The following is a 23379-nucleotide window of genomic DNA, read 5'->3' as shown; positions in this document are numbered from 1 at the left end:
GCTCCTCCTCAGGGCTTGCGGCTCCCGACGATCCACATGGCGAAGAACTGGGCGCCTCCGCCGTACGCATGGCCCAGCGCCCGCCGCGCGCCGTCCACCTGGTGCTCCCCTGCCATCCCTCTGACCTGCTGAGCCGCCTCGGCGAACCTGATCAGCCCCGACGCCCCGATCGGGTTGCTCGACAACACCCCGCCCGAGGCGTTCCACGGGATGTCGCCGTCGAGCGCGGTCGCGCCCGACTCGGTCAGCTTCCAGCCCTCGCCCTCGGCCGCGAAGCCGAGGTTCTCCAGCCACATCGGCTCGTACCAGGAGAAGGGCACGTAGATCTCGGCCACGTCGAGCTCGCGGCGCGGGTCGGTGATGCCCGCCTGCGCGTAGACGTCGGCCGCGCAGTCCTTGCCGCCCTGCGGATTGACGGTGTCGCGGCTCGCGCGGAAGATCGGCTCCGAGCGCATGGCCGTGCCGAGCACCCAGGCGGGGGTGCCGGTCGCCTTGCTCTCCGACGACAGCACCATCGCGCAGGCCCCGTCGCTCGACGGGCAGGTCTCCAGGTAGCGGATCGGCTCCCACAACATCGGGGTGCTCTCGACCATCTCGCGGTTGATCCCGGGGATCTTCAGGTGCGCGTAGGGGTTCTTCAGGGCGTTGAGCCGGTCCTTGACCGCGACGAGCGTGCCGATGTGGTCGGGGGCGCCGGACCGCCTGATGTACTCCCTGATGTGCGGGGCGAAGTAGCCTCCCGCGCCCACCACCAGCGAGGCGTTGAACGGCAGGTGGGTCGACAGGGCCCAGGTGGCGTTCGACTCCGACTGCTTCTCGAAGGCGACCACCAGGACCCTCTCGTGCACGCCGCCCTGGATGAGGCTGGCGCCCACCAGGGCCGTCGATCCGCCGACGCTGCCCGCGGTGTGCACGCGCATCATCGGCTTGCCGGCCGCGCCCAGCGCGTCGGCCAGGTACGCCTCGGGCATCATGACGCCCTCGAACAGGTCGGGGGCCTTGCCGATCACCACGGCGTCGATGTCCTTGAAGGTCAGGCCCGCGTCCTCCAGGGCCCTCAGCGCCGCCTCGCGGACCAGGCCCGCGATCGACACGTCGTGGCGTTTGGTCGTGTAGGCCGTCTGGCCGACGCCGATCACCGCGCAACGGTTGCTCACGGTCGTTCACCCCTCCAGGACGGTGACGAGGTTGTGCTGGAGGCACGGCCCGCTCGCGGCGTGACCGACCGCGCGGGAGGCGGTGCCGTCCATGACGCGGCGCGCGGCCTCGCCGATGCGGATGAGCCCGGTGGCCATCACGGGGTTGGCGCACAGCGCTCCCCCGGACGGGTTCACGAGCGTGGAATCGGGCAGGCCGAGGGCCTCGCGGAGGATGAGCTCCTCGTGGCTGAAGCAGGCGTGGAGCTCGGCCACGTCGACGTGACCCTTGCCGACCCCCGCCGCACGTGCGGCATCGGAGGCGGAGGCCGACCGGGCCAGGTCCCGCATACCCAGGTAGTGGGGCTCTATGCGATGCGCGATGCCGGTGATGTAGGCGGGACGGGAGGCCAGGTCGGCGATGGCGTCGCCGGCGGCCAGGACGACCGCCGCCGCGCCGTCGGTGATCGGCGCGATGTCCCAGGTCAGCAGCGGGTCCACCACGGGATCGCCGGGTTCGGCGGGCAGTTCGAGCGCGTTGGGGTTGGCGGCGCCTGCCTCGCGGCTGCGCCGCGCCACCGCGTCGAGGTCGGCCCGCGACGCGCCCAGGGCCGAGGCCTGCAGGGCGGCGTACGACAACTGGTCGAGTCCGAGCGGATAGAGGTAGTACGGGTCGAGCTGGAGGGTCATGATCGAGCGCAGGTCGCCCAGCGACGACTTGCCGAAGCCGTAGACGAGGGCGGTGTCCACGTCGCCGTGCTGGAGCCTGACCCAGGCCTCGTAGAGGGCCCAGGCGCCGTCCATCTCGACGTGCGACTCGGCGATGGGCGGCCAGGCGCCGACGGCGTCGAGCGCGGAGACGAAGGAGAACGGGGCGCCCGCCAGGTAGTCGCAGGAGCCCGAGCAGGTGAAGCCGAAGCGCCGCATCCCGGTCTGGGAGCGGATCTCCTCCAGCACCGGCAGCATGAGCTCGGGCTCGGACAGACCGGAGTCGGTGGCGGTGTGCCGGGTCTGGGCGAAGGCGACGATCGCTACGTCCCGCATCAGAGCTCCACGTCCTGTTCGCCCGTGGGCGCGAACCACTTGATGTTGCCCATGCCCGCCGTACGCTCCTCCTCGGGGACCCAGACCGCGCGCACGCGCATGCCCTGCCGTACCTCGTGGGCCGGGACGTCGCCGAGCAGGGCGATCATCGGCACGTCGGCGCCGTCGATGAGGATGTACGCCGAGACGAACGGCACCTGGGGCGCGCGGGGATCGGGCAGGTTGTTGATCGCGAACGTGGTGACCGTGCCGGTGTCGGGCAGGGTGACCTCGCCGCTGATGGCGTTGCCGCACTCCGGGCACGACGACCGGTAGGGCACGTAGACCTTGTCGCAGGTGGAGCAGCGGCTGCCGAGGAAGGTGCCGGCGCGTATGCCCTCCAAGAAGCGGCTGAGCGAGGCACCGGCCCTGATCTTGTACGGCACGCGCACCGGCGAGACGATGCGCGTCACCTCGGGCACGAAGCAGGCGATGTCGGTGATCGACCCGGTGCGTTCCGCGCTCCAGCGTGGCCTGACCCTGGTGCCCGGCCTCAGCGTCTTGGGGTCGCCCGCGTCGACGGCGTGGACCAGGCAGGTGTCCGCGCCGTCGAGCTCGATCAGCGCCCAGGCGAAGGGCCGGTCGAGCGGGTGCTGGGGCAGCGGGGTGTGCACCCAGGACCAGGCGGCCAGCGTGCCGGACGGCCCGACCTCGACCCACTCGCCGGTGACCGGGTCGCCGGTGCCGGGGTCGTACTCCAGCGGCGGCACCAGCACCCGTCCCTCCTGGGTGCGCACGCCGACGATCCGGCCGTCGCGTAACTCGGTGAGGAAGCGGCCGATCACCGGCCCGGTGGTGCGGGTGTAACCGCCGGGGAACTCCAGCACGTGATCGGCGACGAGGTCCTCAGATGGCACGGCCATGTCCCTCCCAGTAGGGATCGCGCAACTTGCGTTTGAGCAGCTTGCCGTTGGGCTCGCGAGGCATCTCGGCGATGAAGTCGACGGTCTTGGGCCACTTCATCCTGGCCAGGCGGCCCTCCAGCGAGGCGAGGATCTCCTGCGCGAGCTCGGGGCCGGGGGCGGCGCCCGGGGCGGCCTCGATGACGGCCTTGATCTGCTCGCCCCACTCCTCGTCGGGGACGCCGAACACGGCGACGTCGGCGACCTTGGGGTGGATCATGATCTCGTTCTCGATCTCGGCGGGGTAGATGTTGGTCCCGCCCGAGATGATCATGTCGGCCTTGCGGTCGCACAGGAAAAGGAAGCCGTCGTCGTCGAGGTAGCCGATGTCGCCGACGGTGAAGTAGTCGTCGAGGCGGCCCGCCTCGGTCTTGGCCCGGTCGCCCTTGTACTCGAAGGAGACGCCCATCATCTTCATGTAGATCGTGCCGGGGGTGCCGGTTGGAACGGGTTTCAGCTCGTCGTCGACGATGAGCAGCTCGCTGATCGGCCAGGCCTTGCCGACGGTGCCCGGGTGCGCCTTCCAGTCCTCGGGGGTGGCGATCGTGCCGCCGCCCTCGGTGGCCGCGTAGTACTCGTACACGCAGTCGCCCCACCACTCGAGCATCGCCTGCTTGACCGGCACCGGGCAGGGCGCGGCGGCGTGGATCATCCAGCGCAGCGACGAGAGGTCGTAGGCGCCCTTCACCTCGTCGGGCAGGGCCAGGAGGCGCTTGAAGTGCGTCGGCACGAGGTGGGAGTTGGTGACCCGGTGGCGCTCGCACAGGCGCAGCGTCTCCTCGGCCTCCCACTTGTCCATGTAGACGAGCGTGTGGCCCATGTGCAGGGCCGTGCCGCCGAACTGGGTGACGGCGGTGTGGTAGTTCGGCGAGGTGACCAGGTGGGCGTTGGGCTTGCCCGGGGTCATGCCGAACAGCGACAGCAGGAAGGTCATCAACTCGGCGCCGTCGTCGGGGTCCAGGCCGCTGAGCCTGCGCCGCACGCCCTTCGGCTTGCCGGTGGTGCCCGAGGTGTAGTGCATCGTGGCGCCTGCCGTACGGTCGTCAGGCAGCGTGTCGGGCATGGCGTCGACCAGCTCGCCGACGGGCCTGAACCCGGGGATCTCGCCGAAGGCGAAGCGGCGCGAGGCGTCGATCGCCTCGGCGGCCCGCCCGCCCTCCTCGGCGAACCTCGGGTGCACGAAGAACGCCTTGGCCTCGCTGTCGGCCACGATGTAGCCGATCTCGGGGCCGGTCAGGTGCCAGTTGATCGGGGTGTAGTACCAGCCGGCCTGCAGGGCGGCGAGATAGAGCACCAGCCCGTCGACGCCGTTCGGGACCAGGCCGCATAAACCGTCGCCGGGTTGCAGCCCCAGCTCGCGTAAGCCGTGCACCATCCGATTGGCCCGCGCGAGCAGATCCCCTGCACGGTGTTCCGTGCCATCGGGATCCACGGCGGCGACCCACTCGGGATCCGCCTGCGCCAATCTCCAGAAGCCGAGCGTGCCCATCGGAACTCCCTCGCGGTCTTCCCCTCGGGACGGCGATCGGAGCGAATCACGTTCCGGGCGGGACGGCAAGGCTCCGAACGACCGAATGAGAACACGTTCTCGTTCGGTGGCCGCAGACTAACCCCGGCGGGCCTTACCTAGCAAGCGCTTGGGATGATCACCTCATAGTCCACTCTCGCACCATTAGTCCGTTTCGTTGCGGTTTGGTAATGAAAGTGCAAAGGATCCCAAGGGCTGTCGTTTTTGTCCGCTTTACGATGTCTTTGTACGACATGATGTCCAGCGCGAAGGTGGCGTGTTTCCCGAGATCGGGGGTCTCCCGAACCCCGCGCCTTCCTTCGCCGATTGGAAGAAGATGCGTTTCAACAAGTCACTCGCCGTGGCCGGCGCCCTGGGCCTCGCGGTCCTGACCGCCGCCCCCGCGATGGCCGACGAGCTCCCCGCCGACCTGGTCGCGGCCGTCGAGCAGCAGTCCCCTGCCCCGGCCGAGCAGCCCGCCGGGCAGCCGACGGAGCAGCCGTCGGGCAAGCCTGCCGAGAAGCCCGCGGACAAGCCCGCCGAGAAGCCGGCCGGCAAGCCCGACGCGCGTCCGACCGAGCGTCCGACCGAACGTCCGACCCCGCCGGCCGAGACCCCGGGGGCCGAGAACGGTCACCACAGCGTCAAGCTCGGGCTGAGCACCTACGAGGCCAAGGCCGGCGAGCAGGTCACCGCCCGCGTGCACACCTCGCACCGGATCGACTCCGCCACCTTCAGCTCCGACCTGTTCGGCTCCAGGACCGTCAAGCTCGACCGCGGCTTCGGTGAGATCACCTTCACCGTCCCCGCCAAGGCCGACAGCGGCACCTTCACCGTCACCGTCACGGCGGGCGGCAGGTCCGACAGCGCCGGCCTCAAGGTCACCGAAGTGGCCGCCATCGAGCCGCGCATCGGCATGAAGCACGTCGTGGCCCCGGGCGAGTCGGTCACCGTCGACGTCGTCGGCGACCTGCGCGCCGGTGAGGCCATCGTCAGCGGCGACGCCTTCGAGCGCACCTACACCGTGCCGCTGAAGGACGCCGGCGAGGGCGTCGGCCGCGCCACCTTCACCGCCGTCATCGCCAAGGACGCCAAGCCGGGCAACAGCGCGGTCCGCGCCGACTTCGGCCGCTGGGGCAAGGCCGAGGGCAGCATCACGGTCGAGGCCGACAAGCCCGTCGCCTTCGGCATCTCAGTCTCCCCCGCAGCCGTCAAGGCAGGCGAGAAGGTCACCTACACGGTGACCGGCAAGGCCGCCGACGCCTACATCGAGTCGCCGGCGTTCTGGGCGAAGATCACCGAGAACATGACGCTCGGCACCACCAGGTCCGGCCAGGTTCCCACCAACCCCGAGGCCAAGCCCGGCACCTACCCGGTGTTCGTCGTCTTCAAGGACGCCGCGGGCGCCGAGGTCGGCCGCGCCAGGACCTCGGTCACCATCAAGGGCGAGCAGGCCGCGCCGAGCGTGGACCTCGGCCTCGAGCCGCGCGCCGTGGTCGCCGGCCAGAGCTACCACGCGGGCGTGACGACCAAGAACGTCAAGCCCGGCAGCCTGGTCACCTTCACCGACCCCGGCGGCAAGCGTCACTACGCCAAGACCGACGCGTACGGCTCGGCCCGCGTGAAGCTGACCGCGCCCAAGGGCACCAAGCCCGGCCGCTACACCGTGACCGCCGAGGTCGCGGGCAAGCGTGACTCCGCCACCCTCACCGTGGTGAAGCCCGCGCCGAAGGCCCAGGTCAACCTCGTGCTCAACCCGAGCACGGTCGTCGCGGGCGGCAAGTTCACCGCCTTCGTCGCGACCAAGCACGTGGCTCCCGGCACCAAGGTCGTCATCGTCGACCCGAACGGCAAGGCCTTCAAGGTCTCCGTGAACAGGTTCGGCGTGGCCGCCAAGCGTTTCCACGTGCCGTCCTACGTCAAGGCCGGCGGCTACTGGTTCAAGGCCTACGTGAACGGCGCCTCCGACGCCGAGAAGCTGACGGTCAAGACCCGCGTGGTCGCGCAGTCGGACGACCTCACCCCCAAGGGCGGTGCGGCGACCGGCGGCGGTCTGGCGCAGAACAACCTGGCCGGGGTGGCGCTGGGCGGTCTGCTGATCGCCGGTGGCGCCGGTTCGGCCGTGTGGGGCCGCCGTAAGGCCGAGCAGGCCTAGAGCCGACAGGAGAGTCCGCCGCCTCGGCCCCGCTCGGGGGCCGCGGCGGCACTCTGCTATCCAGCACCGAACAGGGGGAAAGAGCTTGAAGCGCACGATGATCCAGACCTTGGCGGCGATCCTGGTGTTCTGCGGCTGCCTGATGGTCGCGGGGGCGATCAAGGGTGAGCCGTTGCCGGCGCGGGCCGCGGAGCCGCGCCCGGTGGCGGCGGCCACCACGCAGGCGCCGGAGCCGGTGGGCATGTTCGCCGAGGAGGTCGCCGAGCTGCCGGAGTCGGAGCCGGTGTCGATGGCCATCCCGGACATCGGCGTGAAGGACGCGGTGATCGACCCGGTCGGCCTCAACGCCGACCAGACGATCGAGGTGCCGCCGCTGACCAAGCCCGACCTGGTCGGCTGGTACAAGCACCGCCCCACGCCCGGCGAGGCCGGCGGGGCCGTCCTGGTGGGCCATGTCGACGCGTACGGCAAGCCGGCCGTCTTCTCCAAGGTGCGCGACCTGAAGCCCGGCGCCGAGATCACCGTCGGGCGGCAGGACGGCACGACCGCCAGGTTCGTGGTCGACGCCCTGGAGCAGGTCGACAAGGACGCGTTCCCGACCGACAAGGTGTACGGCAAGACGGACGCGGCCGAGCTGCGGCTGATCACCTGCGGTGGCGCGTTCGACCAGGCGACGGGACACTACGAGGACAACATCATCGTCTACGCGCACCTGGTGAGCTAGCGATTGCTTGGTTAGTCTGGGACGCATGGATCTCCTGCCGATCAGCACCCCTCACTGCCGCATCGAGCGCGACGGCCATGTCGTCACCGTGACCATGAACCGCCCGGAGGCGCGCAACGCGCTCTCCTCCGACATGCTGGTCGGACTGGCCTCGGCCTGGGCCTACGTCTCCGAGGAGCCCGGCGTCCGGGTGGCCATCCTGACCGGCGCCGAGGGCACCTTCTGCGCGGGCGCCGACCTGAAGGCCATGGGCACGCCCTCCACCGACCCCGACGTCCAGGAGCGGGCGGCCAGGATCCAGGACTACCACTGGAAGGGCCTGCTGCGCCTGGAACTGCCCACCAAGCCCATCGTCTGCGCCGTCGAGGGCTACGCCGTGGCCGGCGGCACCGAGCTGCTGATCGGCACCGACCTGCGGGTCGTGGCGGAGTCGGCGACGCTCGGGCTGTTCGAGGCCAAGCGGGCGCTGTTCCCGATGGGCGGCGCGGCCATCAGGCTGCCCCGGCAGATCCCGTACTGCCACGCCATGGACCTGCTGCTCACCGGCCGCTCGATCACCGCGGCCGAGGCGCTGCAGATGGGGCTGGTCAACCGGGTGGTCCCCGACGGCCAGGCGCTGCGGAACGCGCGGGAGATCGCCGACGACATCGCCTCCTCCGGGCCGCTTGCCGTACAGGCGATCCTGCGCACCTACCGCGACACCCTGGGCATGGCGGAGCCGGAGGCGCTGAAGGTCTCCGACGAGTACGGCTGGCCCGTGATCGGCTCCGAGGACGCCAAGGAGGGATCACGGGCCTTCAAGGAGAAGCGGCCCGCGACCTACGAGGGCCGCTGAGGCCGCTTCTCCTGGGGTCACTTCTCCAGGCCGCCGAGCCGCTCCACCGCCTCGATGTAGCCGGACACCAGGTCGAACACGACGTCCTTCGCCGATTTGACCTGGTTCATGGTCCCGATGATCTGGCCGGCGGGGAACGTCGCCAGCTCGGAGGCGTCCGAGCGCCCGATGCGCCGCAGCGCGTCGGAGACGAGCATGAACTGCAGCGGCATCGGCAACGTCCCCGGGGACTCCTCCGACTCCCAGGCTTCTGTCCACTCGTTCTTGAGCAGGCGCGCCGGCTTGCCCGTCCAGGACCGCGAGCGCACGGTGTCGCGCGAGGTCGCCGCCAGGATGCGCTGCCTGGCCATGGCCGGGGTGTCGGCCTCCTCGACGGTGAGCCAGATCGAGCCGGTCCACACGCCCTCGGCGCCCAGCGCCATGCCCGCGGCCATCTGGCGGCCGTCGCCGATCCCGCCCGCCGCCAGCACCGGCACGTCGACCGCGTCCACGACCTGCGGGATGAGCACCATGGTGGTGATCTCCCCGGTGTGCCCTCCGGCCTCGGTGCCCTGCGCGACGACGATGTCGACGCCCACCTCCACCTGCTTGATCGCGTGGCGGGGAGTCGAGGCCAGGGCGGCGACCTTGACGCCGTGCTGGTGGGCCAGCTCGACGACGTCGGCGGGAGGCGGGCCGAGCGCGTTGGCCAGCAACGCGATCGGGTGCCGTAGAGCCACCTCGACCTGGGGCCTGGCGGTGGCGTCTGTCCAGCCGAGCAGCACCTTGCCCGCCTCGCCGCTCGACTCGGGCACGTCGTGCGCGGCCAGCAGGTCGTCGACGAACTTCCGGTGCCCTTCGGGGATCATGCCCTGCAGTCGCCCGACGAGCTCCTCAGGGGCGAAGTCCGCGCCCGCGTAGGAGGCGGGCATGACCACGTCGACGCCGTAGGGCTTGCCGTCGACGTGGTCGTCGATCCATTTGAGCTCCATCTCGAGCTCTTCGGGGGTGAAGTAGAGAGCGCCGAGGACACCCATGCCCCCGGCGCGGCTCACTGCCGCGACGACGTCGCGGCAGTGACTGAATGCGAAGATCGGTAACTCGATTCCCAGCATGTCTGTGACACGGGTCCGCATGCCCCAGACGATACAACTGAAGTGAAACAGGTTCTAGTTCGTCTTGCGGCGGCCGATCAGGATCCCGCCGATCAACAGCACCACGCCCACCACGAGCAGGGTCAGCGGCAGAGTGTTGGTGATCAGGTTGATCTGGCTCTTGCCGCTGGACGCGCTGTCGACCAGGCCCTTGATCGTGTCGGGGGTCATCACCGCGGTCGCCACGAAGGCCTTGGAGCGCTCGACGCCGTCGGAGCTCTTGAGCACCTCGTTGCGCTGCTGCTCCTGCTTGACCGGGGAACCGGTGACCGGCTCGATCCAGTAGGTGTTCTTGCCCTCGTACCAGCGGTCGAGCTGCACGTCGCCGGTCTGGGTCATGCCGAAGACGTTGGCGGGGGCGGTGAGCGTCTGGGTCTTGGTCGCGGGCACGGTCTGCTCGAAGACGTAGACCGGCAGTCCGTTGACCACGTCCTCCTTGACGAACGTGGCGTCATAGGCCTTGCGCACGGTGCTGTTGAAGACCTTGTAGGTCTTCTTCTCCACGCCGAAGGGGAACTTGTAGATCTGCCCCTCGATCTGGACCGGCTCCTTCTGCACGTTGACGCCGCAGCAGTTGATGCCCACGCCGCTGGCGCGCTCGAAGGCGCTGCGCCGCTCGGACAGGTCGATGACGCGGCGGTTGTTGGTGCGGTCGTTGACGACCGTGGCCTCGTCCCAGACGACGCGGTCGGCGTTGGCGTCCTTCACGTCGCCGCGCGTGGTGACGATGATGTCGAGGTCGGCGGTCAGGACCTTGAGGTCCTGCCGGGAGAAGTACTGCGCCCCCTTGGCCTCCAGGTTGCTGACCCCGAACTGGTTGGACTTGACCCCGGACGAGATGATCTTGTCGGCGGCCCAGAACTTCACCAGCGGCGCGAGCGCGACGAAGAAGGCCCCGAGACCGATGAGTACGATGGCGACGATCCGGCGCATGGATCCTCCTGCTGGGGGGTTCGACGAGGGCCCGAAATGCACTGAAACTGAGTTTCTACTGATCGGTAATGTTAACCACGTCCGTGATGTACGTCACCCGCAGGATGCCAAATAGTGACCGAAGCACGTTCTACCTCGCCCGCCTCCACATGAGCACGATCCCCGCGAGGGCGGCCAGCACCCCCGCGCCCGCCAGCCCCCACGACAGCCGGCGGTCGCTCAGCAGCTCGACCAGGCGCACCTGACCGCGCAGCTGCCCCACCCGCGAGGTGACCTCCTCCGGCACGGAGACGAGATCGGCCTGCAGGCTGAGCTGCCTGACGCGTCTGTCGTCCGAGACGTTCTCCTGCCTGCGGCTTTCCGCGATGCGCACCGGATTGCCGGTCACCGGCTCGACCCAGTAGGTCCGCTCCGCCCAGACGTAGGTGTGCGCGGGGCGCCCCTTCAGCCCGCCGGGAACCACCTCGGTGCGGGTCTCGGGCACCCGCTGGGTGTAGCGGTGGACACGCAGGCCGCCGAGGTTCTCCACGCCCGCGAACACCATGGGCAGCGCGCGGCGGCTGATCGTGTCGAAGAACGGGTAGGCCTGCTGCCGCGAGAAGGCCGGCCACTTGAAGGCCAGGCCCGACTGCCGTACCAGGGCCGTGTCCCCCACGTGCGCCTCGCAGCAGTTCACCGACTCGCCGCTGTAGCGGTCGAACGCGGAACGCCGCTCGGTGTAGCTGAGGGTGTGCTCGCCGCGTCGCAGCAGGACGGCGTTGTTCCAGACCACGACGTCTCCCGACGCCGAGCCCGGGTCTCCCCGCAAAGCCGAGACCGCCTCCACGGTGACGCCGCGCAGCAGCCTGCCCTGGGCGCTGTCGAGCACGGTCGCGTTCTCCGCACGCAGCAGGAAGGTCGTGTCGATGGTGGAGGGCGCGGCGGTCAGGGAGCGCACGACGTAGTCGGGCAGCAGCGTGGCCAGCGCGACAAGGAACGCCCCGGCCACGACCAGGACCGTTCCCACCGGTGATTTCATCGGCGCTCCGCTGTTGGCAATCGACAGTGGAACGGATTCTAGGTTAGGGATACCCTGATGCGACCTTCCCCCCAGCATCCCCATGGAGCTTGATGCAGGTCCAGCTTGACACTCGTTCCAGTACGCGGCTGAACGGCATCGACGGGCTGCGCGTGCTGGCGGCGCTGGGTGTGCTGGTCTTCCACGTGGCGGGTGTCGTCGGACTGCAGTACGGCACGGGCGCCCTGGCCTGGCTCATGGCCCGCGGCGAGGCCCGGGTGGCGATCTTCTTCGCGATCTCGGGGCTGCTGCTCTACCAGCCCTGGGCCAAGTCGCTGCTCGCCGAGGGCGGCGGGCCGCCGAGCTCCAGGATCTTCCTGACCAGGCGCCTGCTGCGCATCTTCCCGCTCTACTGGCTGGTCGCCGTGACGTGCCTGGTGGCCTACAACCTGCCGCGCATCCAGGACGCCTGGGACTGGGTCAACGTGCTGCTGCTGATCCACTTCTTCGACCCGACCCCGTGGTGGCCGGGCGCGCAGCTCGGGCCGATCGGGCTGCAGCAGATGTGGACCCTCGCGGTCGACCTCAGCTTCTACCTGCTGCTGCCGCTGCTGGCCTGGGCGCTGGGGAGGCTGGCGCGCCGGGGCGGCGTCTCGCCCGACACCCGCGCGATCAGGGTGCTGGTCATGCTGGGCCTGCTCTCGCTGGCCTCGTTCGGCTACCTCCTGGTCGTGTACTTCCCGAACTACACGATGCAGCTCGAGTGGATCCTGCCGCGCTACTTCCCGTGGTTCGCGGTGGGCATGGCCATCTGCGTGGTGCGGGTCTGGGCCAGGAGCGGCACGCCGATGGCCGAGCGTGTCGCCCGGGGCTGCGCGGAGGTGGCGCGCAACGCCGCGATCTGCTTCGTGCTCGCCGCCCTGCTCTTCGGCCTGGCCGCCACCGAACTGGGCGGGCCCAAGGTGCCGGTCGGCTGGCCCGAGATCCAGCACGGAGCCTTCCGGCTGCTGGCCTACACGCTCATGACGCTGCTGATCATCGCGCCCGTGGCCTTCCAGCCGCCCGGCCCGACCCGCGTCAACCGGTTCCTGGGCAACCGGACGATGACCTGGCTGTCCAACCTCTCCTACGGCCTGTTCGCCTGGCACATCCTGGGCATCTATCTCTACTACGACATCACCGGCCGTCCCTATCTGGACCAGGCGTTCTTCCCGGTCTTCCTGACGGTCCTGGCCGGTTCCCTGGCCGCCGCGTGGGTGACCTACCACCTGATCGAGCGGCCGGGCCGGATCCTGGGCAAGCGGATCGAGCGGGCGTGGGGCCGGTCATGACGAGCACGACCATGACGGCCGCCCCACGGCTCGAGCAGCGTGTCGACGCCATCACCGGCCTGCGGGCGGTGGCCGCCCTGGTGATCCTCGTCTACCACGCGGCCGGCGTCACCGGATTCATCGGCGTCAGCGGGGTGACCGGCGCCCTGCTGGCCAGGGGCGACCTGGCGGTCTCGGTCTTCTTCGGACTGTCGGGGCTGCTGCTGTTCCGCCCGTGGGCCAGGCGGATCGTCGACGGCACGCCCGCTCCCGGCGTGGGGGTCTACCTGCGCCGCCGCGGCCTGCGCATCCTGCCCGGCTACTGGGCGACCGTGATCGTCGCGATGACCCTGCTGGCCGAACCCGGCGGCTACACGCTGGCGCAGTGGATCCAGATGCTCCTGCTGGGGCAGATCTACGACCCCACGCCCGCCTGGCCCAACGGCGGGCTCGGCCCGCAGGCGCTCGGCCAGATGTGGAGCCTGTCCGTCGAGGTCGCCTTCTACGTGACGCTCCCCCTCATCGCCTGGCTCATCGAGCGGTACGCGCGCCGCGGGCGGTCGCGCGACGCGCGCGCCGCCCGCGCGATGAGGGCGCTGTTCGCCATGGGAGCGGTCTCCTTCGTCTTCGCGATCACCATGTTCGTGCCCGAGCGGATCTACTGGGTGCACGCCCTGCTCCCCCACCACGCCGTGTTCTTCGCCGTAGGCATGGTGCTGGCGCTGCTGCTCGTGTGGGCCGACGGTCACTCGCGAGGCGCCAGGCGCGCCGCGGGCCTGCGCGACACGATCGCCGCCTCCACCTCGCTCTGCCTGACCGCCGCAGGACTGTGCTACCTGCTGCTGTCGACCCCGATCATCGGCCGGTTCGGCGACCCGTACACCACGCTCGTCCACGAGGAAGTCCGGCTGGTCCTGCACACCTGCATCACCTTCCTGCTCATCGCGCCGGTGGTGTGCGCCAGGCCGGGTCAGACCGGCTACGCCCGCTGGCTGAGCGGCCCGGTGATGCGCTTCCTCGGCCTGATCTCCTACGGGATCTTCCTGTGGCAGTTCGTGGCCCTGGAGGCGATCTACCGGTACACCGGCGAGCCCTACTTCAGCGGCGGGTTCTGGTACGTCCTGCCCGCGGCCGGGCTGATCACGCTGGTCCTGGCCACGCTCACCTACTACCTGCTCGAGGCGCCGTTCTCGCGCGTGAAGGGCGGCACCACCGCCCCCGCGGCCACCCCACCGGGCCCCGCGATCGTGCCGTCGGCCACTGCTGTCGCCCTGCCGGCCCCTGCTGTCGTGCCGTCCGCCCCTGCTGTCGCGCCGTCGGCCACTGCTGTCGTGCCGTCGCCGCGTGCCCCCGAGCCCGCCGTGGTCACGCGGCCACGGCCCGCCAAGCGCGCCAGGCGTGCCCGGCCCGCCGACGGCGGCCACATCAACGCGCTCGACGGCATCCGCGCCTTGGCCGCGCTGGTGGTCCTGGTCTTCCACGTGGCGGCCAAGACCGGGCTGGTCGAGGGCTGGGGCGCGTGGCTGGCCTCACGCGGCGACATCGGCGTGGCCATCTTCTTCACCCTCTCCGGCCTGCTGCTCTACCGGCCCTGGGCCAAGGCGGTCCTGGCGGGCACGCGTGCGCCGCGCAGCAGGCCCTACCTGCTGCGCCGCCTGTTCCGCATCGTGCCCGCCTACTGGCTGGTGGCGGCCATCGCGCTGACCGTCTTCAACCACGCGCACAACGCCTCCCAGTGGTTCTGGGCCAAGTGGCTGCTGCTCCTGCAGATCTACGACGTCGACTCCTGGTGGCAGCGGGCCGAGGGGCGCGGGATCGAGCAGGTCTGGTCGCTCGCCGTCGAGGTCGCCTTCTACCTCGTGCTCCCGCTGCTCGCCGCGCTGCTGGGCTGGCCCGCGCGACGGGCGACCGGCACGGCGAGGCGGGCCGGGCGCCTGCTGGCCGGCCTGGGGCTGATGGCCGCGCTCTCCCTGGGCGTGGTCTTCGCCGCCCACCTGCCGGGCGTCGCGCCCGAGGCCAACCTGCTCCTGCCGCGCTACCTGCTCTGGTTCGCGCCCGGCATGGCGATGGCGGTCCTGTCGGCCTGGGCCGAGCTGGAGCCCGACGGCGGGCTCGCCCGGTTCTGCTCGCGGGTGGCCCGGCTGGCCCCCCTGTCGTGGGCGATGGCCCTGCTGGTCTACGCGATCGCCAGCACGCCGCTGACGGGCCCCCTGCACCTGGGCGCGGTCCCGGCCCAGGAGGGCGTCAGCAAGGCGATCCTGTCGGCGCTGGTCGGCCTCTTCCTCGTCGCCCCGTCGGCCTTCGCCGCGCGGCGGGGCGGGCTCGCGAACCTGGTCTTCGGCAACCCGGTCGCCCGCTACCTGGGCAAGATCTCCTACGGGATCTTCCTGTGGCAGTTCGTGGTGATCTACGGCTACTACCTGGTCATCGGCAACACGATCTTCCTGGGCGGCGACTTCTGGCAGGTGCTGGGCATCGCGGCGGCGGGCACCCTCCTGCTGTCGGTGGCCTCCTACCACGCGGTGGAGGAGCCCTTCCACAAGCTGGGCAGGTACCTCAGCCAGCCGTCAGCGGCCGGGAACCGCGACCGCGCTCCCCAGGTTGAGCCCGCTGACGCATAGCGTCGTGCCCTGGGTGATGGAGCCGATCCGCACCACCGATCCCCCGCCTCCCGGCACCTGCAGGTGCACCAGGCGCACGCCCTTCTCCAGGTTGAGCCGGACCTGGCGGCCCCCGAAGGAGAGCACCGCCAGCGCCGGGCGGCTGGAGATGTACGACATGGCGGCGGTGTAGGTCCGCGGCGGCAGGTCGGCGGTGAGCGGGATGTCGATCACACCCTGGTTCGAGCGGTAGCAGCCCGGCTTGGGCGCGCGCACCGCGACCACGGGCGCGACCGTCATCGGCCGCAACCGGCCGCTCTCGTCGAAGATGACGGGCGACGGCGCGGGCTTGGGACTGCGCATGCCGTCCTGTACGGCTGGGCGGGCCAGTGGGGCCAGCACCCGCGAGGTGAGCCGGTCCTCGCCGAACCAGGGGAACATGACCTGCTTGGGCACGTAGCCGTCGTAGATCTGCGTCGCCGACGACACCTTGGCCAACTCCGCCGCCGCGGTGGCCACGTAGGCGCGCACGGGCCCGCTGTCGGTGCCGCGGGCGAGCATCGACGCCGACCAGCACGACAGGACGGTGACGACCGCGACCGCGGCGGCCCCGGCGATGCCCAGCGTGCGACCGGCCGGGCGCCTGTCGTCGGGCGCCTGCTCCCCCACGAACGGGAGGAAGGCCGCGGCCAGGCAGAGGGCCGCCACCGGCGTGAGGTGGGCGACCAGGCGGGTCTCCTGGCCGGCGAAGACGCCCGCGGCGGGGACGGTCCACAGCAGCGCGGGCAGGATCGCGGTGGCCAGGACGAACCCGGCCAGGATGATCCAGGCGCCCACGGCGGGCCTGCGGCCGCGGGTGCTGATCGAGGCCCAGACGACGATGACGATGAGGATCCAGGCGGCCAGGCTGACCGGCGGCTCCGGCAGGGCCACGCCGTGGTCGGGGCGGGTGAAGTGCCAGCGCAGCGGCCCGCCTCCGAGGCCGGCGCCGAACGTCTCGCCCACCACGCGGACCAGGAATCCGAAGGCGTCGCCCACCGCCGGGAAGGACAGGGGCCTGGACTGGAGACGGCACACGAGGTGGATGATGGCCAGGACCGCGGTCGCCGAGCCGTACAGCGCCCAGAAGGCGGGTCGTTCCCGTACGGCCTCCGTCAGGGCGGCGCGCCCGCGCTCCTCGGCCAGGAACAGCGCGTGCACGGCGAGCAGCAGCACCGGGATGAGCAGCGCGGAGCCGTCGGCGAGCCCGGCGACCACGCTCCACCCGACGGTCCCTGCGGCGTGGATCCGGCCGCCCCAGCGCACCAGGAGCAGGTATGACGTGACCGCCAGGGCGAGGCCGAGGTGGAAGACGGCCGTCTGCAGCGCCGTGGTCCACGCGGCCAGCGCGGGCAGCGTCAGCGGCCAGAACAGGTAGAGGGCGAAGGGCAGCAGCACGGCCTTGCGCCTGCCGAAGGCCGTCGTCAGCAGCCGCAGGAACGCCAGCGACGCCGCGGCCTGCAGGACCTGGACCACGGCGGTGACCAGCACCCAGCTGTAGGGGGCGGCCTTGGCCATCGCCCACGCCAGCGCCATCACCGCAGGCATGAAGCGGCCGCCGTGCGGCTCCAGCAGCAGGCCCGCTCCGGCGTCGGGCGCGGTGACCTGGACCATCAGCTGGAAGTCGTCCTCCTTGAAGAAGGACCGGCTGACCACCCAGCCGAGCAAGGCCAGCTGTCCCGCCAGGAGGATCAGCGCCACCGGGAAGATCCGCCGGTCGAGGAAGGACAGTCCCCGCTGGGCGGGCATCCGCGTTGCTACGACCATGGTCATCACAAGCTCCTCACCGCCACTGCCTCGGTCAGCTCTTCCTCTTGCTCCTCCTGCGCCGGAACGGGCTCGGCGTGCAGGGCCAGCACCAGGCGCCCGAGCAGCGGCAGGCACAGCAGCTGGCTCACGGCGTCGCGCAGCGCGGCCGCCAGGTCGAGCTGCTGCCCGCCGGCCAGCTGGTGACCGAGCCCGGTTGCCAGGCCCGCCAGGACCAGGAGGGCCCCGCCCACGCCAGGCGACAGGCACACGCGTACCCAGCCGATCTCGGGATGGCGCAGGTGCAGGCTCCGCAGCCCGGCCAGCAGCGCGTAGCTCAGGGCCACGCCGATCACGCCGAACAGCCCTCCGACCCACAGGCCCGTCAGGACCGCGAGCAGGGGGACCAGCCGGTCGGGCAGCCGCGCGGGCGGCGACTCCGGCAGGCTCACCGGCCGTCTGCGCGCCGCCGCGAGGGCCGCCACCAGCAGCACCAGCACGCCGCCGGCGGCCAGCGCTCCCCGGTACCACCGCTCGGGCTCGTAGGTGATGACGACCCGTCCCGCGTCGGCCGGGTTCACCAGCCAGGCCTGGCGCCAGCCGTCGAGGCGTACGGCGCGCAGCCGCTCGCCCTTGGCCGTGGCCACCCATCCGGCGTTGAAGTTCTCGTTGACCACCAGGTACGACGGCGTCTGGACCGCCAGGTCGAGCACCCGCTCGCTCTGGTTCCACGACTCGACCCGCGTCTCGATGCGCGCGATCGGGTTCCTGGGGCGCTCGATCGGCGCGTGCACCCGCAACGCGGTGACACGGTAGGGGTCCTGGACGGAGAAGGCCAGGTGGTTCTTGCCGGGCGCCAGCTTCCACTCCTCGCAGGTGCGGAAGGTGAGCGGGCGGCCCTGGAGGATGTCGGCGACGGTCCCGCCGGAGATCCGCGTCGGGATCTGCGCGCCGTTGACCGACAGCACCGGCCCGGCGCCGCAGATGGTGCGGATCGGCAGGTCGGCAGGGGGCGCCACCGCCCGCACGCCGGAGATCTCCATCTCGGCGATGTGCACCTTCTGGCTGGGCGCGGGCAGGAACTGCACCCTCAGGTGCCGGGTGGTCAGCTCCTTGAAGTCGAAGTACCCCTCCGCGTCGAGGTAGCCGGTGCGCACCTGCCTGCCCGCCCAGACCACCACGCGCATGGGCGCCGGATCGATCATCAGGTTGGGGAAGTGCACCCGGATCTGGTCGATCTTCGTCCGCCGCTTCAGCTCGAAGGTGAGCGAGGGTTTCGTGTCGAGGCCTCCGGCGTACCAGATGGTCTTGAAGTCGCCGTCGAAGGCGGCGCTGCCGAGGGTGGCGCCGTGGTCGACCAGCGTGGAGGAGGCCCTGACCTTCGGGAAGACATTGGGGAAGGTCGTGGCCTTGGCCGCGGCGACGGGGTCGCTGAGGACCGCCTGTCCCTCGGCCGCGCGCTCGCCGCCCACGGGGGCGGTGATGCTGCGGCTGAAGCCGTAGCCGTCCTCGCCCCGGATCAGCAGGCTCGGGGAACAGGTCCAGATCGACGATCCGCGCATGCAGCCGGGCGCCGAGCCCGTCCCGCTGGTCAGCAGGTAGGTCGGCAGCTCGTTCGCCTGCGAGGTCTCCTTCGTGTCCGGCGAGGGCACCGCGACGGACCGGGAGGTCAGCAGCTTCGGCACGGTCAGCTCGACGATGCCGACGCGGGTGCCGACCGGGCTCTTGGGCGGCCAGGCCACCTTGGTGACGGTGAGCCGCATGCGCTTGGTGACGACCGGCGGCACCGGGATCAGCTGGGAGCCGGTCACGGCCGTCACCGGGTGCCTGAGCTTGTGGCCGCCGTCGAGCTCGATCTCGACCTCCGTCACCGCGGGGCCGACGAGCCGGCTGAAGGTGACCTCGACGTGCGGCAGCATGATCGGGCTCGTGAACTCCAGCTCCAGCCACTCACCGACCGCGCCCTTCCACCCGTCGGACCACCAGGCCGTGCGGACGTCGCCGTCGACGGCCGCGTACGGCATGCGGGCGGGGTCGCGTCCCTCCGACACCGAGGTGACGTCGGACGCCGAGGAGGAGGCGGTCACCGAGGCCAGGCCGGACAGCTCGGCCATCGACATGTGCCGCGACCATTCCGGATCGAGCAGGTCGTGCTGGGCCGCCTTGCGCCGGAACGGATCGTCCCTGGCCAGCGTCTGGGAGCTGGCGAAGCGCAGGTCGCTGAAGGCCACCTCGCGGCGGCGCAGCGTGTCGGTGACGATGGTGTCGGCCGGGGGGATCTGCTCGGCCGTGCCCTCGTCGCCCAGCAGGATAGGGCGGTCTTCCTGCAGCAGCCCCTGGTCGGCCAGGTTGAGCAGCGCCTCGGGGCCTCCGGTGACCCGGAGCGGATCGGCGGCGGGCACCGTGGCCGCCACCGGGGCGGCGTCCTCGACCTCCCAGATCTCCAGCGCGTGGTAGGGCTGGTTGAACCAGTTGGAGGCGCTGGCCACGCTCGGATCGCCGATGGGCGGGCCGAAGGTCCTGACCAGGCGCAGGCCCGGGGTCTCCTCGATCGCCTCGTGGACGCGGGCGGGCCAGGCGCCCTGGATGGTGAACTTGTCGAGGTCGTTGCGGACCAGCACGTAGCGCACGCCGATGCGGGCGAGCACCTGCGACAGGCCCGATGAGCCGCGGCCGGTGGCGATCCGCTCGTCGATGGCGTCGAGCAGCCTGGTCATGCCGGGAGAGCCCCAGGGCACGATGGTCCTGCTCACCCAGCGCACGTCCAGCAGCGGTTGCATCGGCTCGTCCATCGGGCGGCCCCACAGGTACTCCCCGAACCGGGAGCCGGGGGCGGCCAGCACGCTCTGCCGTCCGGTGTTGGCGTTGAGCCAGGCCGCCGCCTCCTTCCAGTACGACGGGATCTCCTGCATGGAGCCGCGGGCGGCCAGTCCGACGGTGGCGACCGGGATCATCGTGACGGCCACCAGGGCCGTCGCCGCGAGCGTCAGCGGCCGCCGCAGCCGGACCGCGGCCAGCACCGGCAGGTGGGCCAGGCCCAGCGCGATCGGCAGCCGGACCAGGGCGTCGAACTTGTGGATGTTCCTGAAGGGCGAGAGCACGCCGTCGAACAGGTCGCGCACCTCGGGCGCGAGCGGGTTGGCGATCACGCTGACGTGGCCGGTGACCATGATGGCGGTGCCCAGGATCGTCAGCAGCACCAGGAAGGCGCGTTCCGGCATGCTGCGCCGCATCAGCCCGGTCAGGCCCAGGGCCGCCACGGCCGCGGTGGCCAGGATCAGCCACGGCCGGGTGGAGTGCTCGAAGGCCGCCGGCCACCAGGGCGCGCCGTCGACCGGCAGGTAGCCGAGCCAGTTGGCCGCGCCGCGCAGGGTGTTCGTCAGGGAGGTGACGCCTGTCGTGGTCGCGGCGTTCTCGATGAACGGCATGAAGGAGAAGATGTAGCGGCCCAGGATGACCAGCGGTCCGAGCCACCAGAACGACACCGCCGCGATGCACCCCAGCCACCAGGCCAGCAACCGGCGTTTGCGGGGTCCCGGCCGCCGGGTGAGCAGGTAGAGCAGCGGGATGAGCAGGACGGCCAGCTCGGCCGCGGCGTTGATGCCGCCGCAGAACACGAAGATCAGCGCCGACTGCGCGGCCGCCCGCCTGGGGCTTGCCCCCTCCCGGGTGCCGCGCACCAGCGGGATCATCATCCACGGCACGATCGCGCTGGGCAGGAACTCCGAGGAGTTCACCCCGATCAGCGCCTGGGCGTGCGGGGCCAGGGCGTAGGCCAGCGCGCCCAGCGCCCTGGTGTTGGGCGAGCCGATGCCCAGGGCCCTGGCCAGGTAGACCATGCCGGCGAAGGCCGCGCACATCACCAGGGCCATCCACAGCCGCTGCGCCATCCAGTCGGGCAGGCCCGCCCACTCGGCCAGCGCGTAGAAGGGGCCCATCGGGAACAGGTAGCCGTAGGCCTGGTTCTGCAGGTGGCCGAAGTGCGCCCCGTCCCACAGGCTCAGCGCTCGTTCCAGGAAGCCGAGGGGGTTGACGGGCATGTCGAGCTTGGTCTCGGAGATGATCCGCTCGGGCGCGGTGGAGAAGGCGACGCAGAAGAGCCCCACACATCCGGCGAAGAGCCTGAGCCAATGCCTGAAGCGCGGTTCCACGTCCTATCTCTCCTCACCTGGACGGATCGAGGCTAGAACGGGCACAGCGTCGCAGGCCAGACGCGTCGTCCAATTGTTACTGGTCAGGCAACAACGAGGGGCCTGCTGAATCGCAACACGTTCTAGTACGCTCTCGCCGTGCCCTCGTCGACCCCTTTCCGCGCGAACCTGGCCCGTTCGGTGCGGCTCTTCCGCGCCTTCCGCAAAGAGCAGACCGATCCCGACCTCTTCTACGGCCTGCTCGCGCAGGACACCGTCGCGCAGCTCGACTCCTACACCGAGCTGAAGGGCTCGCTCGTGATCGACGTGGGCGGCGGCTCCGGCTACTTCTCCGACGCCCTGCGCGACGCGGGGGCGCGGGTGGTCTGCGTCGACTGCGACGCGGGCGAGATGAGCGCGCGCGACGGCCGTATGCCGGTCGACTCGATCCTGGGCAGCGCTCTCGACCTGCCGCTGGCGACCGGCTCCGTCGGCCTGTGCTTCTCCTCCAACGTGCTGGAGCACGTGCCCGACCCGGTCAGGATGGCCGACGAGATGGTGCGGGTGACCGCGCCCGGCGGCACGGTCTACCTCTCCTACACCAACTGGCTCTCCCCGTGGGGCGGGCACGAGACCTCCCCTTGGCACTACCTCGGCGGCCACCACGCGGCCCGGCGCTACGCCCGCAAGCAGGGAAAACGGCCCAAGAACCTCTTCGGCGAGAGCCTCTACGCCGTCTCGGCGGGAAGCATGATCCGCTGGGCGCGCGCCAGGCGCGACGCCACGGTGGTCGACATCCTCCCCCGCTACCTGCCGCGCTGGGCCAAGCCCGTGGTGCGGATCCCCGGCCTGCGCGAGCTGGTCACCTGGAACCTGGTGATCGTGCTCAGGAAGCACTGAGCCGCGACACCTTCGCCAGCCGGGTGGCACGCGCCTCGGCGAGCTCGGCGGTGATCAGCTGGGCGAACGATTCGCCGGTGCCGTGCCAGCTGAAGCTGGCCGACCACGACCGGCAGTGCCGCGCGGTCTCCTCACGCAGCAGCGGGTCGCTGAGCCGCTTGAGCGAACGCTCGACGACGTTGGCCAGCGTCTCGTCCTCGGTCACCAGCCAGCCGGTGACGCCGTCGCGCACCGAGTCACGCAGCCCCGCCACGTCGTAGGCGACGGTCGGGACGCCGTGCGCCGCGGCCTCGATGACGGTCAGGCCCCAGCCCTCCCACTCCGAGGGCATCACGTGCAGCAGCGACTCGCCCAGGACCCGCGCCTTGTCCTCCTCGGACAGGAAGCCGTGCAGGGTCACCCGGTCGCCCAGGGAGCGCCGCTCGATCAGCTCGGCCAGGTTCGCGTACTCCGGCCCGCGCCCGATCACGTTGACCCGCAGGTCGGGCCAGTTCTCGGCGAGCACCTCCGCGAGCTCGACCACCTGCTCGGGATGCTTGTGACCGACCAGCCTGCCGACGTAGGTGATCACCGGCGCTCCGGTGGCTCCTGAACCGGCGGGAGCGGCCGACACCCCGTTGTGGATCACCTGGATCGGCGCCAGCCAGCCGAGCCGCTCGCGCAGGCTCTGCCGCGACGACTCCGAGACCGTCACCGTCGTGCACCGCCGGTAGAGGCGCCGGGCCAGCGGCCCCTCGACGAAGCAGCACACCCGGGCGACCAGCTTGGGCAGGAAGGCGTAGAACTGCCGGTCGTGCACGTGGTGGACGAGCGAGACGACCCTGGTACGGCGGCGCACGACGACCGGGGCGAAGAACGGGATCCCGTTCATCGCGTCGATGACGACGTCGAAGTGCCGCCGACGGAACAGCAGCCAGAGCGGCACCAGCAGGTAGACCAGGTAGCGGTTGCCCATCCGGCGCAACTCGATGCCGTCCACCCGCTCGGCCTTGGACTGGCCGCGCTCCCTGCTGGTGACGAAGTGCACGCCCGCGCCCTGAGCCGCCAGGTGGCGGGCGACCTGCCAGGCGTACTCCTCGGCACCGCCCGCCACGCTCTGCTCGGGTTCACGGAAGTTCAGTACGGCTATCCGTATGTCGCCGAGGCTGAGCCCACACGATCTCGTCACGTCTGCTCCACGGGTTCAATCGCATGCGGGCATGACAAAACAGAACTCATCACTTCGGGAGATCAAACGGTGAAAGCCGGA

The 23379-nt window shown here is 70.8% G+C and carries 16 protein-coding genes; 6 read left to right on the top strand and 10 right to left on the bottom strand.

Annotated features, from left to right (window positions below; translation table 11 throughout):
* Positions 1-8: 8 nt before the first annotated feature.
* Genes ACIBH1_RS04005 through ACIBH1_RS03990 form a run of 4 tightly spaced genes read right to left on the bottom strand, consistent with a single transcriptional unit; the run spans position 9 to position 4610 of the window.
* The gene (locus ACIBH1_RS04005) at positions 9-1157 is read right to left on the bottom strand and encodes a thiolase domain-containing protein (protein ID WP_397312056.1); all 1149 of its coding nucleotides are present in this window, start codon (positions 1155-1157) and stop codon (positions 9-11) included.
* Between the two features lie 6 nt (positions 1158-1163).
* A complete protein-coding gene (locus ACIBH1_RS04000; protein ID WP_397312055.1) occupies positions 1164-2180 on the bottom strand; it encodes a lipid-transfer protein in 1017 nt (338 codons plus the stop codon).
* A complete protein-coding gene (locus ACIBH1_RS03995) occupies positions 2180-3082 on the bottom strand; it encodes a Zn-ribbon domain-containing OB-fold protein (protein WP_397312054.1) in 903 nt (300 codons plus the stop codon). The genes ACIBH1_RS04000 and ACIBH1_RS03995 overlap by 1 nt, the downstream gene beginning before the upstream one ends.
* Positions 3066-4610, bottom strand: a complete 1545-nt coding sequence (locus tag ACIBH1_RS03990) for an acyl-CoA synthetase (protein ID WP_397312053.1) — start codon at positions 4608-4610, stop codon at positions 3066-3068. The genes ACIBH1_RS03995 and ACIBH1_RS03990 overlap by 17 nt, the downstream gene beginning before the upstream one ends.
* Before the next feature lie 355 nt (positions 4611-4965).
* Between ACIBH1_RS03990 and ACIBH1_RS03985 the strand changes: the two genes are divergently transcribed.
* The 3 genes from ACIBH1_RS03985 (at position 4966) to ACIBH1_RS03975 (ending at position 8342) form a co-directional block, all read left to right on the top strand.
* Positions 4966-6783, top strand: a complete 1818-nt coding sequence (locus ACIBH1_RS03985; protein ID WP_397312052.1) for a hypothetical protein — start codon at positions 4966-4968, stop codon at positions 6781-6783.
* Positions 6784-6880: 97 nt separating this feature from the next.
* A complete protein-coding gene (locus tag ACIBH1_RS03980) occupies positions 6881-7507 on the top strand; it encodes a class F sortase (protein WP_397312051.1) in 627 nt (208 codons plus the stop codon).
* Positions 7508-7532: 25 nt separating this feature from the next.
* Positions 7533-8342, top strand: a complete 810-nt coding sequence (locus tag ACIBH1_RS03975; RefSeq protein ID WP_397312050.1) for a crotonase/enoyl-CoA hydratase family protein — start codon at positions 7533-7535, stop codon at positions 8340-8342.
* Between the two features lie 17 nt (positions 8343-8359).
* Here ACIBH1_RS03975 and ACIBH1_RS03970 read toward each other — a convergent pair whose 3' ends face one another.
* The 3 genes from ACIBH1_RS03970 to ACIBH1_RS03960 form a co-directional block, all read right to left on the bottom strand.
* Positions 8360-9457: an NAD(P)H-dependent flavin oxidoreductase gene (locus tag ACIBH1_RS03970; RefSeq protein WP_397312049.1), complete on the bottom strand. Its 1098-nt coding sequence runs from the start codon at positions 9455-9457 to the stop codon at positions 8360-8362.
* Between the two features lie 33 nt (positions 9458-9490).
* A complete protein-coding gene (locus ACIBH1_RS03965) occupies positions 9491-10408 on the bottom strand; it encodes a DUF3068 domain-containing protein (RefSeq protein ID WP_397312048.1) in 918 nt (305 codons plus the stop codon).
* 130 nt (positions 10409-10538) lie between these two features.
* A complete protein-coding gene (locus tag ACIBH1_RS03960; protein WP_397312047.1) occupies positions 10539-11426 on the bottom strand; it encodes a DUF3068 domain-containing protein in 888 nt (295 codons plus the stop codon).
* A 92-nt stretch (positions 11427-11518) separates the two neighbouring features.
* Between ACIBH1_RS03960 and ACIBH1_RS03955 the strand changes: the two genes are divergently transcribed.
* Both ACIBH1_RS03955 and ACIBH1_RS03950 read left to right on the top strand, forming a co-directional pair.
* Positions 11519-12736 carry an acyltransferase family protein gene (locus tag ACIBH1_RS03955; RefSeq protein WP_397312046.1) on the top strand — a complete coding sequence of 406 codons (1218 nt, stop codon included), beginning with the start codon at positions 11519-11521 and terminating at the stop codon, positions 12734-12736.
* On the top strand, positions 12733-15336 hold the full coding sequence (locus tag ACIBH1_RS03950) for an acyltransferase family protein (protein WP_397312045.1): 2604 nt from the start codon (positions 12733-12735) through the stop codon (positions 15334-15336). The genes ACIBH1_RS03955 and ACIBH1_RS03950 overlap by 4 nt, the downstream gene beginning before the upstream one ends.
* On the opposite strand, the gene ACIBH1_RS03945 is transcribed toward ACIBH1_RS03950, so the two are convergent.
* On the bottom strand, positions 15283-17127 hold the full coding sequence (locus tag ACIBH1_RS03945; protein ID WP_397312044.1) for a hypothetical protein: 1845 nt from the start codon (positions 17125-17127) through the stop codon (positions 15283-15285). The two genes, ACIBH1_RS03950 and ACIBH1_RS03945, sit on opposite strands and share 54 nt — an antisense overlap.
* Complete coding sequence (locus ACIBH1_RS03940; protein WP_397312043.1) at positions 17127-21251, bottom strand: alpha-(1->3)-arabinofuranosyltransferase family protein; 4125 nt, start codon at positions 21249-21251, stop codon at positions 17127-17129. The genes ACIBH1_RS03945 and ACIBH1_RS03940 overlap by 1 nt, the downstream gene beginning before the upstream one ends.
* 138 nt (positions 21252-21389) lie before the next feature.
* Between ACIBH1_RS03940 and ACIBH1_RS03935 the strand changes: the two genes are divergently transcribed.
* Positions 21390-22130 (top strand): class I SAM-dependent methyltransferase, encoded by a 741-nt coding sequence (locus ACIBH1_RS03935; RefSeq protein WP_397312042.1) that lies wholly within the window; start codon positions 21390-21392, stop codon positions 22128-22130.
* Here the strand turns inward: ACIBH1_RS03935 and ACIBH1_RS03930 are convergent.
* Entirely contained in the window at positions 22117-23298 is a 1182-nt protein-coding gene (locus tag ACIBH1_RS03930) for a glycosyltransferase family 4 protein (protein WP_397312040.1), read from the bottom strand. The two genes, ACIBH1_RS03935 and ACIBH1_RS03930, sit on opposite strands and share 14 nt — an antisense overlap.
* Between the last annotated feature and the right edge of the window lie 81 nt (positions 23299-23379).

The sequence above is a fragment of the Nonomuraea sp. NPDC050663 genome (assembly GCF_044456985.1).
Classification (GTDB): Bacteria; Actinomycetota; Actinomycetes; order Streptosporangiales; family Streptosporangiaceae; genus Nonomuraea.
Note: the sequence above shows the minus strand (reverse complement) of the source record. Positions and strands in the feature narration are given on the sequence as shown.